Below are 15,402 nucleotides of genomic sequence, written 5' to 3'. Positions count from 1 at the left end.
AACGCCCAATGACCAACGCCCAATGACCAACGCCCAATGACCAACGTCCAATGACCAACGCCCAATGACTAATAAAAATCCCAAATCTAAAATTCAAAATCTGTTCCTCCCTTGGCTGGATGCCATAGCAATTACAGCTTGGGGCATTTTGATGTTGAGATATTGGCTAACTAACAAGCTGAACCTGTTAATTCACCCAAATTACATTTGGTTCGTGGTTGTGACTGGTATTAGCTTGATTATTATTGGTTTCTTCAAGATGCAAGAACTTTGGTTGCGTCGTCGCCGTGATGTAACGCCAAACGCCCCGCATATTAGTTTATTTCCCCCTGGTTGGGGCAGTGCTTTATTGTTGACCACAGCGATTCTAGGTTTTATCATTACACCGCAAGTTTTTGCTAGTGACAAAGCACTTCAACGAGGTGTAACGACTGATTTATTGGGAAGCACGCGTGTCAAACCTCAAGCCTTTCGCGCTACCGTTAGTCCAGAGGAGCGATCGCTTGTAGACTGGGTACGCACTGTCAATGTCTATCCAGAGCCTGACACATATACAGGTCAAAAAGTCAAGGTACAAGGATTTGTTATCCACCCACCAGATATTGGGAAAGAATATTTGTTTTTAGCGCGGTTTGTCTTAACTTGTTGTGCAGCAGATGCTTATCCTGTAGGATTACCCGTCCAACTGCCAAAAAATCAAGAAACTTATTCCCCTGACACCTGGCTGGAAGTAGAAGGAAAAATGGTGACAGAAAATTTGGCAGGTAAACGCCAACTTACCATTGCCGCTACCTCTCTCAAAAAGATTCCTCAACCGCAGAATCCATATAGTTATTAGTCAGAAATGTTGATGATAAATGACCAATGACAAATGACCAATGACAAAATCTAAAGCATTTATTCAACCACTAGATCGGATAGCGATCGCACTGATGCTACTGCTGAGTGTGCTGATTGGGTTAATCATATTGCAAGGTGATGTGGTGACTGCTCGTGTGCGGGACTTTACCTGGCAAAATCAACAGATTGGGGCGGAAGATAACTCCTTTACTCTCACCTTCAGTCGCCCAATGGAAATAAAAAGCGTAGAGGATAATTTGAAAATCGATCCACCCCTAGCAGGTAAATTTAGTTGGGCTGGGCGGCGGATGGTTTATACACTGCTAACACCCGCACCTTATGGCACGAATTATAAAGTTCAGTTACAGGGAGCCAAAGATAAGTTTGCCCAGCAAGAAGGTAACAATCGAGCGATCCAGCCTTTTACAGGGAGTTTCCGCACACGCGATCGCGTCATCCTTTACATAGGAACCGATAAAGAAGAACAGGGACGATTAGTTCTATACAATTTAACCCAAGAGCAAAAAAGGGTACTTACCCCCAAAGACCTGATAGTAATTGACTTTGAGTCATTTCCTGATGGGGAGAAAATTTTATTTTCGGCTCGTGCTGCAAACAATCAAGACTTGCTTTCAGCCAAACTGTATACAGTGATAACAGGTGTTTCTGCTAAATCTGGACAAGAAGCACAGCCAGGAGGAAAAGTTGACCTAGTTTTAGATAGTAAAGATTATGAAAACCTGAAATTTGACTTATCACCTGATGGGCAAACTATTGTCATCCAGAGGGGAAACAAAACGAATCCCGGCGACTTTGGCCTGTGGTTTATGCCAGCAACCAGCGATAGTTCAGCAGAAAAACCCACTCCTAAACGTTTGAAAAGCCAACCGGGAGGAGACTTTATGATCACACCAGATAGTAAAGCCGTAGCAGTTGCCCAAGGAGAGGGAGCAGCAATTTTACCATTGCAAGGTGATGCCACAAAACCCCTAGATTTTCTGCCGCAGTTTGGTTTGGTACAGGCTTTCTCTAAAGATGGCTCTCAGGCAGCGATGGTCAAGTTTAATACAGATTACACGCGAGATTTGTTTTTAGTGACAAACCAAGGCGTGCAGAAACAGCTATTAAAAACAACAGGCTCAATTGTCAGTTGCCAATTTGACATCGCCTCACCTACCCTCTACTGCTTGCTAACACAGCTAGTATCCAAGGAACAATACATAGAACAGCCTTATGTGGTGGCCATCGATCTGAAAACCGGGCAACAGAAACCCCTCCTAGTACTGCCTCCCGCTCAACGAAATGTGCAAATGAGTTTATCTGCTGATGGTTTAGGCTTGTTATTTGACCAAGTAGTACCGCAGACAACCCCCCCAGCATCATTACCCACAAACACTTTGAAAACTGATGATGGAGATGTTATTGCTACCAGTAGCCTGTGGTTAATGCCTTTGTTACCCATTGCTGATGCTGCAACTGTTGAAATTAGACCAGAACAACTACCCTTAGACGGATTTCATCCCCGTTGGCTACCTTAAGAGAATAATTCGTAAGTCCATTTCGGAACGTCAGTTAAGGTATCGCCACCAAAAATCGAGTTGAACCTAATGGAGTTCAGTTCCATCCTTACGGAGCAGATAGCGATCGCTAATCAACTTCAAGACTACTCTACCTATTTCTGGATGCGTTTTCTCAATGAGTGGTTGCACAACAACGCCTTCCATGATGCAATTGGGACTAACTACACTATTGGCATTATTGAACTGAGACACCGCTTCCCAAGTGTAAGCACCGATATAAAGCACGGGTACTTTCGGTAAAGCAAATTCATCGCAAAAAGCCACAAAATCGCTGTAATTGAGAAAATAACTGCCGCGACGCACAGCAAATATAGCAATTCCAATATTGCCATTATCCAAGCCATATTTGATATCTTGTACGCCGTAGATTTCGCCAAAAATCTGAGTTCCTGGCGGAAGTTTCTGGAAAGCTTCGTTTTCGTTGTAAGCACGAATATAAACTAATTTTTTGTTTATTTCGCTGTTTTTCCAGAAGTAATTATGGCTGCCAATTTTAGTTGTGCCATCAGCATCAACTAAAACAGAGAAGTTAGTTCCGTGCAACTTCTCTGTTACAACAACTTCTTCACCTTCAATTAGGATGTTTTTGTAACGTTTAAGGTTTTCTGGACTGGGGAATTTGTAATGTCCAATAAAACTTTCTACTTCCCCGCTCATCCCTTGAGGAATTGGATATTCGTACTTTGTTACACCAAAATACTCCGTGTAGTCGTCTCCGACATTTCCCATAAAGTTATTACCAACGGGAATAAGCAAACCCTCAGAAAAAATTCCGCGAAGTTTAGCAGCACGCAGCTTTTTCGAGTAGTAGTTACGAATATCAAACTCATCCAAAAACTTTTCTGGAATAACACTATCAATCGGAAAGTAAAAAGCTAAATCACCAGGCTGAAAATTACCTTTGACTATAATTACTTGATACCCCATATCTTCAATAGAGGCAATATCTAGTCTATCAGCATTAGGATGAGGATTAATGCTGTTGATTTTAACAACTTCAACTTTAAAAATACTCATAGCTCACCTTTTTTGAAAAAAATAGATTTTAGAAAAACTCTAAATTTCGTACAAAGTATGGGCGTACAGTTAGCATAAGTGTCAAAATAAGGCTGAAATCCTTTGAAAATTTAGACTTTGGCTCTCTTTTAGTGGTGTGAGATTACGAATTAGTAACTATTTGTTGATAATTTATCCAAGCTTCCCAAAACAGATAGATTGAGAGTATTCCTAAGAAAATACGAAGCACTAAATTCACAGTCGAATCTGGCAGTTTTGGCAATGTGCGAGTACTCATCTGAACGCCTAAAAGACCACCACATCCCAAAACGAGACCTTGAGTAAATAGAATATTTCCTTCTAATGTATGTCCTGTGCAGGCAGCTAAAGCAGTGATGACAATTACACCCAAACTTGTCTGTATTGCTACTTTAATTTCTTCACCCAGTAGTAACATTTGCAGTGGAACCATAATCGTACCGCCACCTAAACCAAATAAACCTGCTAAAATTCCTGCTGCTCCACCAGTGCCAATTTTAGAAACTAATGGGTTAAATACTGGGGCTGTATCTTCTTTTTCCTTGAGGGCTAGTTGCTTACGAAGTTCAATCAAATAGATGTTAGCGAGTAGTATGATGCCAAATGTAAAGAGTATTATATAGGATGGAATTTTATTGGCGAAATATACACCTATTCCAGTAGTTAAGAAGGCGGGAATTCCTAAGTAAATTACTCGTTTAAAATCAAAGTATCCCATCCACCAATTCTGCAAACTTCCAGAAATTGAAGTAATCACAATAGCAAGGCTACTAGTAGCGATCGCCTGAACGGGAGTATAACCTAGTGTGACTAAAAGAGGAATCGTAATAATACCACCACCTATTCCTAAAAGTCCAGCTATAACTCCAGATATTAGACCTCCAGCTACTAAAATCAACCAACTAAAATCAATCATAAATAGGTATTTTTCTAGGGGGAATAAGGCATTGGGCATTGGGTATTAATCGCGTCTCCTAACTCCCTCATCCCCGTACTGTCACCGGATGGCTAACAACGCCTCCGTAGAGCAATCCAAAATCATTCCACGGAACTTTAATAGGTTGTGTGTTACCTAAATTGTCAGTAGCACGAGCCTGGAGAAAATATTCACCAGGAACTGGGTTCCATTCGATGTCCCACCGTGTCCATGCAAACGGAAAGTTTGGTTCTCTAAGTCGGGCATATTGCCAAGTTTTACCGCCATCTAGACTGACTTCTACACGAACAATTTTTCCTTTCCCAGACCAAGAACGTCCACGTAGTAAATGGGTTTGAGCCGAAAGTGTAGCGGGCCAAGCCAACTCGAAAGCGCTTTTAACATTTTGATAGGTAATCAGCTTACCTTTATATGGTGCGATCGCTGGATAATCTGCACCAACGAGTACCATCTGCTCCGTTACCCACTGCGTATATATCGGTGTTTCAGAAACCTCAATCCGCTCAATCCATTTAACGTTGGCGTTTCCTCCCCAACCAGGGAACAAGACACGGCATGGCTGGCCATGATCTGGAGGTAATGGTTCTCCATTCATGGCATAGACGACGAGGGAGTTATCTGCTAATGCTTTGGCAATGGGAACTACATTGTTGAACTTGGATTTATTTGTGTCCTTTGAGTCCAGCGAATCAAAATCTGCACCCTCAATGAGTACGTCTTTTGCTGTAGATTTCAACCCAGCCCGCTCTAATAATATGCTCAGTGGTACACCCGTCCACTCAGCTACACCAATGGCTCCAAGCCTCCATCGAGTTCCAGAGAGTGGTGTGTTGTAAGCCTCTTCAAAGAAGCGCCGACCATTAGCAGCACACTCTATGGCACAAGTGACTGAGATGGAGGGCATACTGATGATTTCATCGTAAGTAAACTCACAGGGAGTAGAAACGCCAGTTCCATGAATTTGCAAACGCCACGTAGATGGGTCAAAGGGTGGAGGTGTACTGCGATTGTGAACATAGAACCAATCATTTGGTACTAAATAACCACGCCCATACATCGCTTCCCAGTTCATCTCTAATGTGCCTTTGCTATGAGAGATATAGCCTGATGGCAATGGCTTAAGTATTTTGCTGCCTTTAGTTTTAACAGTTGTCTGACTGTGAGCCGGTGCAGGTTTAGCTAATCCTCCAATGGCTGTTGCACCAACCATCGCGGCTAATATTTTTAGAAAGCGCTGGCGGGAAATACCTGCATCTGCGCTTTTTTGCCAAATGTACTCATCAACCCGTGCGTGTAGATAATCTTCCTGGTCAAAGAGGTTTTCATCACTCAAGCTATTACCCCCTTGTAATTCGTAATAAAAATACAGAGATTAAAAGGCAAAGGGAGATGAATTAATAACCAATGCCCAATGCCCCATACCGTAAAAAGACTAGCTATTTATCGCTGTCCAAACACCAGTGATTTCATCTTGTGTGTAGTTGGGCAAGTAGTAGTCAAATCCGTTTTTAGCTATTTGAGCGATCGCATCAATAAAGCGATCGCAGTCTTCTAATGTATTATATACTGCAAAACTAGCGCGGATAATACTAGGAATGTTACGGGTAATTCCTCTGTCTACTTCCTGAGCAATCTCGGAGTCTCGCTCATCCGAAACATTCTTGAGTTTGCGAATGTATTCATAAGTGCAGAAAGCCCCAGCCCTAACCCCGATGCCGTATTCTTGTGCCAAAATTTCTGCTACTAAGCGTCCATCAAATCCATCAATATCAAAGGGAATAACATGGGCTAAATTATCTCCTGGGATATGTAATTGCACTCCAGGAATCAGCCTAAGCCTTGTATACGTGAATTCTACTAGAGAGTGTTCATAGTGAGCAATGCGATCGCGCCCTACTGCTTCGATAATATCAATTGCCTTGGCAATGGCGATCGCCCCCATTGCATTTGGTGTTCCAGGGTCATGGGCCCGTTCTGTATAAAAACGCTTGATCTCTAGATTTCTGGTGATATAAGGCAAGTTTCCACCACCGATTTGATAAGGGTAAGAACTATCAAAAAATTCCTTTGGCCCCAACAAAACGCCGGTTCCATAAGGTGCATACATCTTGTGTCCAGAGAAAGCCACAAAATCTAGATGACATGGGTCATCGTCAGCACCCATATCTACTCGTTCATGCTGAATTAACTGACACACATCTGCAAAAATCTTCGCACCATACCGATGTGCTAAAGCTGCGATTTCGTAAATTGGGGGTCTGTAACCTGTAATTGTCGAAGCACCTGTAATTGTTACTAACTTAATTTGCTCGGCTTCGGGGAGATTTTGGTGTGCCTTGAAAATCTCTTCAATTTCTGCGACACTTACACTTCCGTCCGGTTGGGTTCTGTATTGCACAACTTCGTCTCTAGTAACCCAAGGGAGCAGGTTTGATGAATGCTCAATATCAGAAACTAAGATTTTTCCAGGTTTTTTTGCCCAAAGTGTGGCGGCTCCATTGATTGCTTCTGTTGTATTCTTCGCAAAGATTACATAGTTGTTTAAAGATGACCCCACAAAGTCCCGAATAACGTTCCGGCTAGCGTCATATTCTCGTGTAGTGATGATGGACTTTTGCCCAGAACCTCTATGCACGCTGCCATAAGTGTCAAGCATCTCGTCCACATGCTGCTTAAGGGTTGCAAAGGGAGTGGTTGTAGCTCCATTATCCAAGTTGACGTAGTTTACATAGTTTCCCTTAAGAGTCTTTACCTGAAAAGATAGAGACTCTTCTGTAAATAATGGTCTAATTTCTTTGTCCCAAAAACTATCAAAATTTTCTGCAACTAGCGGTAATTGGACATCTTCTTGCTTTATATTTACACCCGTCAAAAGTATGTCGGTCATCTTTAGCACCCCTATTTTAAACTTAGAATTTTTGGAAAAGCCTAACTACCACACCGCTTTTTCTAACTTAATCTCACATTAATTGGTAGTAATCATGGTCTTTATAATTACTCTATGGCTAGTAGAAAACTCGGTTACTCTAATTATTCTTTAATAAATGAATAAAAAAGTGTATCCGTGCTAACACTTAAATATGATATTTTTATTGTTAATTATATACAATGTAAAAAATATTTATAAGTAGTCAAGTATACTTTAAACAATTTTCTTGTAGTCATTAAACAAACTTGATATATTGAAGGCAATTTGATGTAAAAAGCCTTTTTTACATAAGACTGAGTTTGCTTGCTAGGACTATATTTAACCAGAAAAAAGCCCGTACTAAGTTGAGATTATTCTTTAAAAAAGCTTTATTATTTTACTGGTTCTAATTGTTTCTAATCAAGCTTTAATTTATCCGTATTTATTCGTAATTGTCAGATTTTCGTAACATTTTACTCTTAGCATAAGCTCTTAGTTGTTTGCTGATATTAAATAGCGATCGCTCAAAATAACAGAATTATTATCGAATAGTAGATACTTGTACTGACATCTATCCTAAGTAAGAAATGAGTCAGTATAAAAATGTATTAAAGAAGACGTTTTAAATTTAAACCTTAAGACAGATGCGATTATAGAAAATAAAATATAAGCTGAGGCAGTTTTTTCATGTAAAAAAACTTCCTTGGGACAGAGGCACCACTGCTTTAATCTCCCCTGCTCCCTGCCTCGTTCCCCTTGCCTCTTCTTGACGGGGAAGAGCATCATAGTGTTATAACGGCATCAGTCTAGATACAAAATAGGGAACACCAATTGATGATTAATTGCTGGTGCCTGGAGAGAGTTAAACTTAGCTTCTAGAGCAAACCCTGATTAGACAAGGTTGATAAGCAATGCTAATGCCAGCACTGCTGATATTTTTAGGCAGGTGGGTCAAAAGTGATGAATGAAGCTGACACCTCAAACAAGGGGGCTGTGATGGAATCCCTAAATTCTGCTAATTCGCCACAATCAGAGCAGGCGAGTTGTCCCTTTTACTCAGTTGTGCCTAATGACAATATGGTAGTTAAACAACTGCCACTCCTCATGCCGGCTGAAGATAGACAATTTTCAAAAGATACCACCCAGCAGGACTGGGTTGCAGAGCCGGAAAGCGGTAAGCAAGCACTTATTGACTCGGAGTTTCAGAACCTGCTGGCATTGAACGAAGAATTGCGTTCGGCTAACAATAATTTGTATGAACAAGTAGAGCAGCTAAAAGACAACCTAGCTGAGTCTGAAAAGGTTTTGCAGTGGCAGAAAACGCGTTCTAGCGTTACTGAGTCGATGCTTAACCAACATACTCAGGAATTGGCTGCGGCTCAAGAACAGATAAAATCTCTATTTCAACAATTAGAAACTGCTGTACAAACCGTTCAACGCCAGGAAATTTTCACTGATAGTTATAAAGCACAGCTACAAATTAGCCAGCAACGCCTTGCCCAGTTAGAGCGAGAATGTACGTTGTTACACACTAATAACAGCGAACAGTCTGAGCAGTTATTGCAGTCAGAAACTGTTTGTCGGGAGTTGCGTACTAGACTGATGCGACAACAACGCCAGACGCTGCAATTTAAAGCGGCTCTAGAAAAATGTCTAGATACATCGGTTCCTAGCTATGACTCTTTAGAAGATACTGCAAAACATCCTAAAGATATAACTAGCTCCCAAGGAAGATTTTCTAGAAAAGCTCGGTCTTTGTTTCCTAACGCCCAGCCAATTCAACCTTGGTCAGCAGAATCAGAATCCTTGACTGAGAGTGGAGATAATTCTTGGGGCGAACCGTCAGCACCAATCCCATTTCAAAGAAATGAACCGACTCCGCCGCCATCATCTCCTTGGAACTGGTCAGTTAAGCAAAATAAAAATACCTCAGCACCACCAGAACCAATCCCCTCTCCAAAAATTGACGATTCCCCAGATATACCGGAAGCTCTTTCCACTTCGGGTTCATCCAATTTAGATCAGCAATTAGATAGTCTAATCCAAATGTTTTTCACCTCCCAGCCTGAATCTGCATCACCACCGCCTGCTGCTAAAACGGATGTGAATAATAATGATTCTCCTATCTGGGAGACTTTAGCAACAATCCTAAAAGACGATGAGGAAATAGAAAATCCACAGGAGGCGCACTTGGAAACAGAAATCAATCCCCCTGCAACTATCTCCATTTCTAGGACGACAGATTCTGTAAGTTCACCAGCTAATAACTTACTGGTTTCCTCTACTTCCTCTCACACTGAGTCGCCTGTTGAAGAAACTGAAGACTACTGGTCAGAAGTTTCCCAATTGTCACCAGAGTTATTAGGTGATAACACTAATGATGGTAATTCACCTTCACCTGTGGTTTATCCCCAGCGTCCACCCAAAGGGCGTAAGTCATTAGCATCAGTGGAACTACCGAATTTTCGCCCTCAAGGTCAATAGTAGAGAGAGACGTGATGAATCGCGTCTGAATGCCCCATGTCCAATATCTAATTGAGAATCCTTGCTTCTGACTTCGGAATTATGGCTTCTGGGTTAGCCTTTGCAACTTGAGAGCGCGATCGCGGTTTGCCTGTGGCGATCGCATAATTAATTGCCAACAACCACAGCCACAAGCCAGGATTCCGGGGTTCTAGCCAAAAACCTACCCGGTTTAAGAAGCGCCCGAACCACGGACTCAGTAAGGCGCTAATGAGGGCATGACGACCGAAGTTGAAATAACTACCAAGCCATCGCATTAAATCTCTAGGCCCAGCAAGTTCCCAAATCCATAAAAGTAAGGCAGGATTTTTTCTAGCAGCTTTCAGTGCTAGGCGGTTAAAGGTTAACCAATCACACCTATCTTTGATAAAGTTATCTGCTACTTCTTGGGGTTCGTCTGCTAACAGTCCAAAGAAAGTGTTGAGCATGGAGTTAATGCGCTGGGGCGGTAAAAATTTCCCAGTGGGAACCATCATCCCTTTGGAAAATAGCCAAGTTACAGAAACGTTACTTTGGTAAGCGCGAATTTGGTTCAAGTGGCGGAAACTCAACAAGTCATGTTTAAGAGCAGTATCTAACAGCGTTGTTAAGCGCTCTAAGTTGCGAACTAGGGAACCAAAACCGGTAAAGACGAGGGGAGACTGGAGTGATGCGGCATCACCGATCGCAATCAATCGATCGAAGGCAACTGTGCGATCGCTACTTCCCACACTAAAATGTCCTGGTATATACCCAAATGTCGGCTTCTTCCACACCAATTTTTCCATATCGCACCTGCGATACTCTGGCAAAATCGTGAAAAAGTCTTCGTACATCTCTAGCAATGAACCGGGATTTTCAGCATTCACCTCGTGGTAATGAAATAAATAAATCGTCAGTTCATCATCTGCTCCAGGAAACAATTCCCAAATCAGTTGCCTTCCCCGCGAAATATCCCCATGACTATAAAGCACGTCCCCATACTGCGAATCCCACACTTGCGGCTCAAATCCGCTCTCAATTGCCGCTCCTACCGTCGGACACACACTATCAAAGGCTCGACCACCATTTAACTGCCAAGCGATGGGTGAGGCAGTTCCCATTGCATCTATTAGCAGCCGTCCGCTTACTTGTTTTTCAACCTGACTAGGTAAGTGCTTGACTTGCAACAAAACTTGTGATATATCAATATCTGCACGCATAAATTCTGTTTCATCCCAGATTTCGCCGCCTGCCGCTTGCAGCTTTTGCCCACACATAAGGAGCCATTTTTCGGAGTCTAAGCCTAAATTTAGGACTGTGGGTGTGTGTAGAACGGGCGATCGCAGTTTGGATGGATTATTCGCATCAAAAAACTTATTGAATCCATCTTTGTATTCTCTGGCAATGATGGTTTCTAACTCTGCGGGGGTGACTAAACCCAGATTAACCAAGCTTTGAATCTCATCGCGAGAAATATTCCATTCTCGGTTCATCCGGCCAAAGGGCATTCGTTCCACCAGCAGGACTTTATATCCTAGTTTTGCCATCAATGCTGCATGAATCGCGCCTAGTGCGCCGCCGATGTAGATGATGTCGTACTGGGGATTAGTGACTAGAGGCTGGGTACTGGGATTACCTTTTCCCCTGTCCCCTTGATTGGAAAACACAACTTGACGCGGCTGCTGCGGATTTCGTACTCCTTCGCGCCATCGTTGTTCCCACCAGTAGGCACGTGTTAGATCGTATTCACCGTTAGGCATTTTCTGAAAATACTTGACGGTGAGAGGGTAAGCAGAGCCTAGTGCGGCAAAAATCGATTGCTGCGATAAATCAATCGTTGGTGGTTCTGGGTAATGATGCGGAAAACGGCTTCTGATTTCTTTGGTTAGGCGTTGCAGAATTTGTCCCTCACTGGGAAAGGGTTGTTCTGCCCAACGAAACACTTTCAGATAGGTAGTTCGTTGCACCGTCCAGACAAATACCGAAAGTTCCGCAGGCAATTTTTCGGAAAGAGCCGCTCCAGCAGGTGTAGTAGCACTGGGTATTTTGAGGCGAAAGCCTTCCGAAGTAAGCACTTTTTCTCCATTTCCAGGTTCAAAATCCGTTTGTAGCCAGCTACGTACAGTTTCTATATCTGGAGTGGGAACTTCTAAATAAAGGATTTCTCTCATCGTTTCCTGACATCTCCGAGCAATCTACTCACTAAGACAGATTTTATGAACGCACAAAGTAAGGTACACTCCGCGCTATTAGTTTGGTAAAGATTCAGTAAAGAAATTTTAAGAATTTGTTGAAGAATTTATTGTTCATTTTGTATTTCTGTAAACCCACGCCATGAATTATCCCATTCCAGACAGTCCCCAGGAAATTTTTGCTTTACGACAACAGCCAATTGATGAAGAACTCGTTGCTGCTGCGATCGCTGGAGTAATTAAAATTGTCCGCGCCCAGGGTCAATCTTTGGAAGAATTAACCGCTCAGTTGCTAGCAGACGATCCAATGTTGGATCGGGAACAACGTCGCTGGTTGAGCCAATTAGTTGCCCAATCGTGGGAAAAGTTCTCCTAAAACCTGGCATAAGATGAAGTTTTGGTTGCAGCATTCGATTTCTAGGTCTGCACCTAAATATTGGATTGGCGATGCCTGTGGCGGGCTGCGCCTAAGCAATTTAAGTATGGGAGTAACAATACTTATCTGTATGGGATTGGCAATTGGGTTGCTATTTTGGCATTCATGGCACAGAAGCCACTAAATTAACCATATCAGCGTTTTACGTTGCTAATGAATTTTACAACGTTCTGAAACGGAAAGACCCATTGTTTGTAGGAGAGGTCTTTTTTTGGAGCAATCTTCATGCTGTTTGAGCGATGTCTCGACACTTAGCGGAATAAATGTTTTTGGCACACACAGGATCTTACGCAAAAAAGTTCTGAAGTAGCGGTAATTCATGAATTACCGCTACGACAAATCAGGTTTTTGAGACAAATTAGTTGAGCGATCGCTTCCCCTTCTAATCGAAAAGCGTAAGCTGTGATTACACTACATAGTTGTTTTTGTCAACTAGAAGCTTTCACCACCGCTGACCCTTGGGAGTGCAATAACAAACCGTATTCCAAGCCCTCCACCACAGCTTGATAGGAAGCCTCCAAAATATTGGTAGAAACCCCCACCGTAGTCCAGCGTTGACGACCATTGCCTGATTCTACCAACACACGGGTTTTCGCCGCAGTGCCCGTATGTCCGTTGAGAATCCGCACTTTGTAATCTGTCAAATCAAAGGTTGCTATTTGGGGATAAAAGTTCACCAAAGCCTTGCGTAAAGCTGCATCCAAAGCAGCAACCGGGCCATTCCCTTCCGCCGCTTCCAGAATATTTTTGCCGTCAACAGCGATTTTGACCGTAGCTAGGGCGTTACTAGTTTCTTTCCCCTCAATCAAATCACAGTGGACTTGAAAACCTTTAACTTCAAAAAACTTCTGGCGACCTCCCAAAGCTTCGTGCATCAATAGCGCAAAACTGGCCTCTGCGGCTTCAAATTGAAATCCTTCACTCTCCAAATCTTTAAGACGCTGAAGAATTTGCTTGGCTTCTGCCTTTAGCTCGTTGAGGTTAATCCCAAAACTGCGGGCTTTGGCTAAAACATTGCTCAGTCCAGACTGTTCAGAAATCACAATGCGGCGATGATTCCCGACTTGTTCCGGCTGAATATGTTCGTAAGTGAGGGGATTGCGTTCTACAGCTGATACATGAATACCACCCTTGTGGGCAAAAGCCGAAAGTCCCACAAAGGGAGCGTGTTCGTCTGGTGCGAGGTTGACCACCTCACTCACAAAACGACTAGCTTCTGTAAGTTGTGTTAGCTGGTCTTCTGTGATACAACTGTAGCCCAACTTCAGTTGTAAATTGGGAATTAACGAACAAAGGTTAGCATTACCGCAACGTTCACCATAACCATTAATTGTCCCCTGTACCATCTTTGCCCCTGCCATCACAGCGGCTATTGCGTTAGCAACCGCCATTTCTGAATCGTTATGAGTATGAATTCCAATTTGGGGTATTGGGGATTGGGGATTAGGGATTGGGGATTGGGAAGATTCTTTCCTACTTCCTAGTCCCCAGTCCCCAGTAACCTGTACTACATCTTGCACAATTTGGCTAATTTCATGGGGTAAAGTACCGCCATTGGTATCACAGAGGACTAGCCATTCAGCACCAGATGCGATCGCAGCCTCTAATGTCTGTAAAGCATAATCTGGATTTTGCTTGTAACCATCAAACCAATGCTCGGCATCGTAGATAATGCGCCGCCCTTGAGAACGGAGGTACTCAATGGTGTCACGAATCATCGCCAAATTTTCTTCTAACGTCGTTTTGAGGCTAGTTGTGACATGTAAATCCCAAGACTTACCAAAAATCGTTACCCAGCGAGTTCCCGCAGCCAAAATATCCTGTAGCATCGGTTCGGTTGCAGCAGTGGAGTTGGGCCGGCGAGTCGAACAAAAAGCCACAATTTCAGCTTGTTTTAGCGGATCTTCTTGGAGTTGCCAGAAAAATTGTACATCCTTGGGATTAGCACCAGGCCAACCGCCTTCAATGAAAGGAACTCCCAGTTGATCGAGTCTTTTGGCAATGCGTAACTTATCTTCTATCGATACTGATAGCCCCTCGCGCTGAGTGCCATCCCGCAATGTAGTGTCATAGAGCCAAAGTTGAGGTGAAGAATTTGTGGTCATAAAACTGGGACCGACGAGACAACTTTCGAGGCAATGTGTCAATATACAACAAAATGCCAGTTTGGCAATTTAAAAATGCCTAAGGTACTAGCTGAAGGTAAAACAATTGAGTGCGTAAGCGGAAGCAATCTCCGAGCAATTTTGCTGCAAAATGGTATTAACCTCTACAATGACGGTGCTAAGGTAATAAACTGTCGGGGCATTGGCAGTTGTGGAACCTGTGCGGTTAAGGTAGAGGGCGAAGTATCAACAGCGAATTGGCGCGATCGAACCCGGCGTTCGCTTCCTCCCCATTCTCCTACAACAGACTTGCGTTTAGCCTGCCAAACTCAGGTTTCAGGCGATGTGAAAGTGACAAAGTTTGATGGATTTTGGGGACAAGGTTCTCGAATAGTGTGGACACCAAAAGGTTAAAAAGGAGTAAGACAAGATGGGTAGATGGACACCCCTGATTTTAATGGCTGGAGGTTTGGCCATTCTGCTTGGTACATTACTAGGCATCAATTTTCCTATGGGCGTGCAAAGCGCTAACGCTCCCGGTGGTAAAGCAGCAAAAGTCCTGCCAGCTAATATCAATGTTAATAGCAGTGCTGGCAGTAAAAATGAAGAAACTGCAAATGAAGGAAATGAAACAACTGAAACAAACGAAAACAAGCGCTCTATTGTAGCCCCAAGACCTGACAATAGAAGTAATGTTGCTCAGAATCCTTCTGATGACTCAACATCACCTGCCGACAGTACAACAGACGGCAATACAAACAGTTCCGAAAACACGACATCTAGCGATGCCAATCAAAGCAACGAACCAATTCGCGCCTTGTGGTAACGATATATCCGTCTTTAGTTACGAGTTATAAGTTATAAGTTATGAGTAAATTAGTTATG

The 15,402-nt window shown here is 42.9% G+C and carries 12 protein-coding genes; 6 read left to right on the top strand and 6 right to left on the bottom strand.

Annotated features, from left to right (window positions below; all coding sequences use genetic code 11):
- Positions 1 to 64: 64 nt before the first annotated feature.
- Together V7K55_RS10060 and V7K55_RS10055 are read left to right on the top strand one after the other, a co-directional pair.
- The gene (locus V7K55_RS10060; RefSeq protein ID WP_334830723.1) at positions 65 to 838 is read left to right on the top strand and encodes a TIGR03943 family putative permease subunit; all 774 of its coding nucleotides are present in this window, start codon (positions 65 to 67) and stop codon (positions 836 to 838) included.
- A 40-nt stretch (positions 839 to 878) separates the two neighbouring features.
- A complete protein-coding gene (locus V7K55_RS10055; RefSeq protein ID WP_334830721.1) occupies positions 879 to 2,378 on the top strand; it encodes an Ig-like domain-containing protein in 1,500 nt (499 codons plus the stop codon).
- A gap of 66 nt (positions 2,379 to 2,444) precedes the next feature.
- Here the strand turns inward: V7K55_RS10055 and V7K55_RS10050 are convergent, their stop codons facing one another.
- From V7K55_RS10050 to V7K55_RS10035, 4 genes are all read right to left on the bottom strand, one after another.
- Positions 2,445 to 3,437, bottom strand: coding sequence for an RNA ligase (ATP) (locus V7K55_RS10050; RefSeq protein WP_334830719.1), 993 nt, complete (start codon positions 3,435 to 3,437; stop codon positions 2,445 to 2,447).
- A gap of 142 nt (positions 3,438 to 3,579) precedes the next feature.
- Positions 3,580 to 4,371 carry a sulfite exporter TauE/SafE family protein gene (locus V7K55_RS10045; RefSeq protein WP_334830904.1) on the bottom strand — a complete coding sequence of 264 codons (792 nt, stop codon included), beginning with the start codon at positions 4,369 to 4,371 and terminating at the stop codon, positions 3,580 to 3,582.
- 67 nt (positions 4,372 to 4,438) lie between these two features.
- The gene (locus V7K55_RS10040; RefSeq protein WP_334830717.1) at positions 4,439 to 5,725 is read right to left on the bottom strand and encodes a sulfite oxidase; all 1,287 of its coding nucleotides are present in this window, start codon (positions 5,723 to 5,725) and stop codon (positions 4,439 to 4,441) included.
- 99 nt (positions 5,726 to 5,824) lie between these two features.
- Positions 5,825 to 7,279 (bottom strand): aminotransferase class V-fold PLP-dependent enzyme, encoded by a 1,455-nt coding sequence (locus V7K55_RS10035; RefSeq protein WP_334830715.1) that lies wholly within the window; start codon positions 7,277 to 7,279, stop codon positions 5,825 to 5,827.
- Between the two features lie 981 nt (positions 7,280 to 8,260).
- Here V7K55_RS10035 and V7K55_RS10030 point away from each other — a divergent pair.
- Positions 8,261 to 9,784: a hypothetical protein gene (locus V7K55_RS10030; RefSeq protein ID WP_334830712.1), complete on the top strand. Its 1,524-nt coding sequence runs from the start codon at positions 8,261 to 8,263 to the stop codon at positions 9,782 to 9,784.
- Positions 9,785 to 9,831: 47 nt separating this feature from the next.
- On the opposite strand, the gene V7K55_RS10025 is transcribed toward V7K55_RS10030, so the two are convergent.
- Positions 9,832 to 11,955 carry an NAD(P)/FAD-dependent oxidoreductase gene (locus tag V7K55_RS10025; protein WP_334830710.1) on the bottom strand — a complete coding sequence of 708 codons (2,124 nt, stop codon included), beginning with the start codon at positions 11,953 to 11,955 and terminating at the stop codon, positions 9,832 to 9,834.
- A 163-nt stretch (positions 11,956 to 12,118) separates the two neighbouring features.
- Here V7K55_RS10025 and V7K55_RS10020 point away from each other — a divergent pair, with 163 nt between their 5' ends.
- Positions 12,119 to 12,352 carry a hypothetical protein gene (locus V7K55_RS10020; protein ID WP_334830708.1) on the top strand — a complete coding sequence of 78 codons (234 nt, stop codon included), beginning with the start codon at positions 12,119 to 12,121 and terminating at the stop codon, positions 12,350 to 12,352.
- A gap of 488 nt (positions 12,353 to 12,840) precedes the next feature.
- On the opposite strand, the gene cimA is transcribed toward V7K55_RS10020, so the two are convergent.
- Positions 12,841 to 14,517, bottom strand: coding sequence for a citramalate synthase (gene cimA / locus V7K55_RS10015; RefSeq protein WP_334830706.1), 1,677 nt, complete (start codon positions 14,515 to 14,517; stop codon positions 12,841 to 12,843).
- A gap of 75 nt (positions 14,518 to 14,592) precedes the next feature.
- Between cimA and V7K55_RS10010 the strand changes: the two genes are divergently transcribed.
- Together V7K55_RS10010 and V7K55_RS10005 are read left to right on the top strand one after the other, a co-directional pair.
- Positions 14,593 to 14,931, top strand: a complete 339-nt coding sequence (locus V7K55_RS10010; protein ID WP_334830702.1) for a 2Fe-2S iron-sulfur cluster-binding protein — start codon at positions 14,593 to 14,595, stop codon at positions 14,929 to 14,931.
- A 16-nt stretch (positions 14,932 to 14,947) separates the two neighbouring features.
- The gene (locus tag V7K55_RS10005; RefSeq protein WP_334830700.1) at positions 14,948 to 15,343 is read left to right on the top strand and encodes a hypothetical protein; all 396 of its coding nucleotides are present in this window, start codon (positions 14,948 to 14,950) and stop codon (positions 15,341 to 15,343) included.
- The last annotated feature ends 59 nt before the right edge of the window (positions 15,344 to 15,402 follow it).

This window comes from Nostoc sp. (assembly GCF_036919895.1).
Taxonomy (GTDB): domain Bacteria; phylum Cyanobacteriota; class Cyanobacteriia; order Cyanobacteriales; family Nostocaceae; genus Nostoc.
The sequence above is the reverse complement of the archived record's forward strand: the minus strand, read 5'-3'. Positions and strand labels throughout refer to the sequence as shown.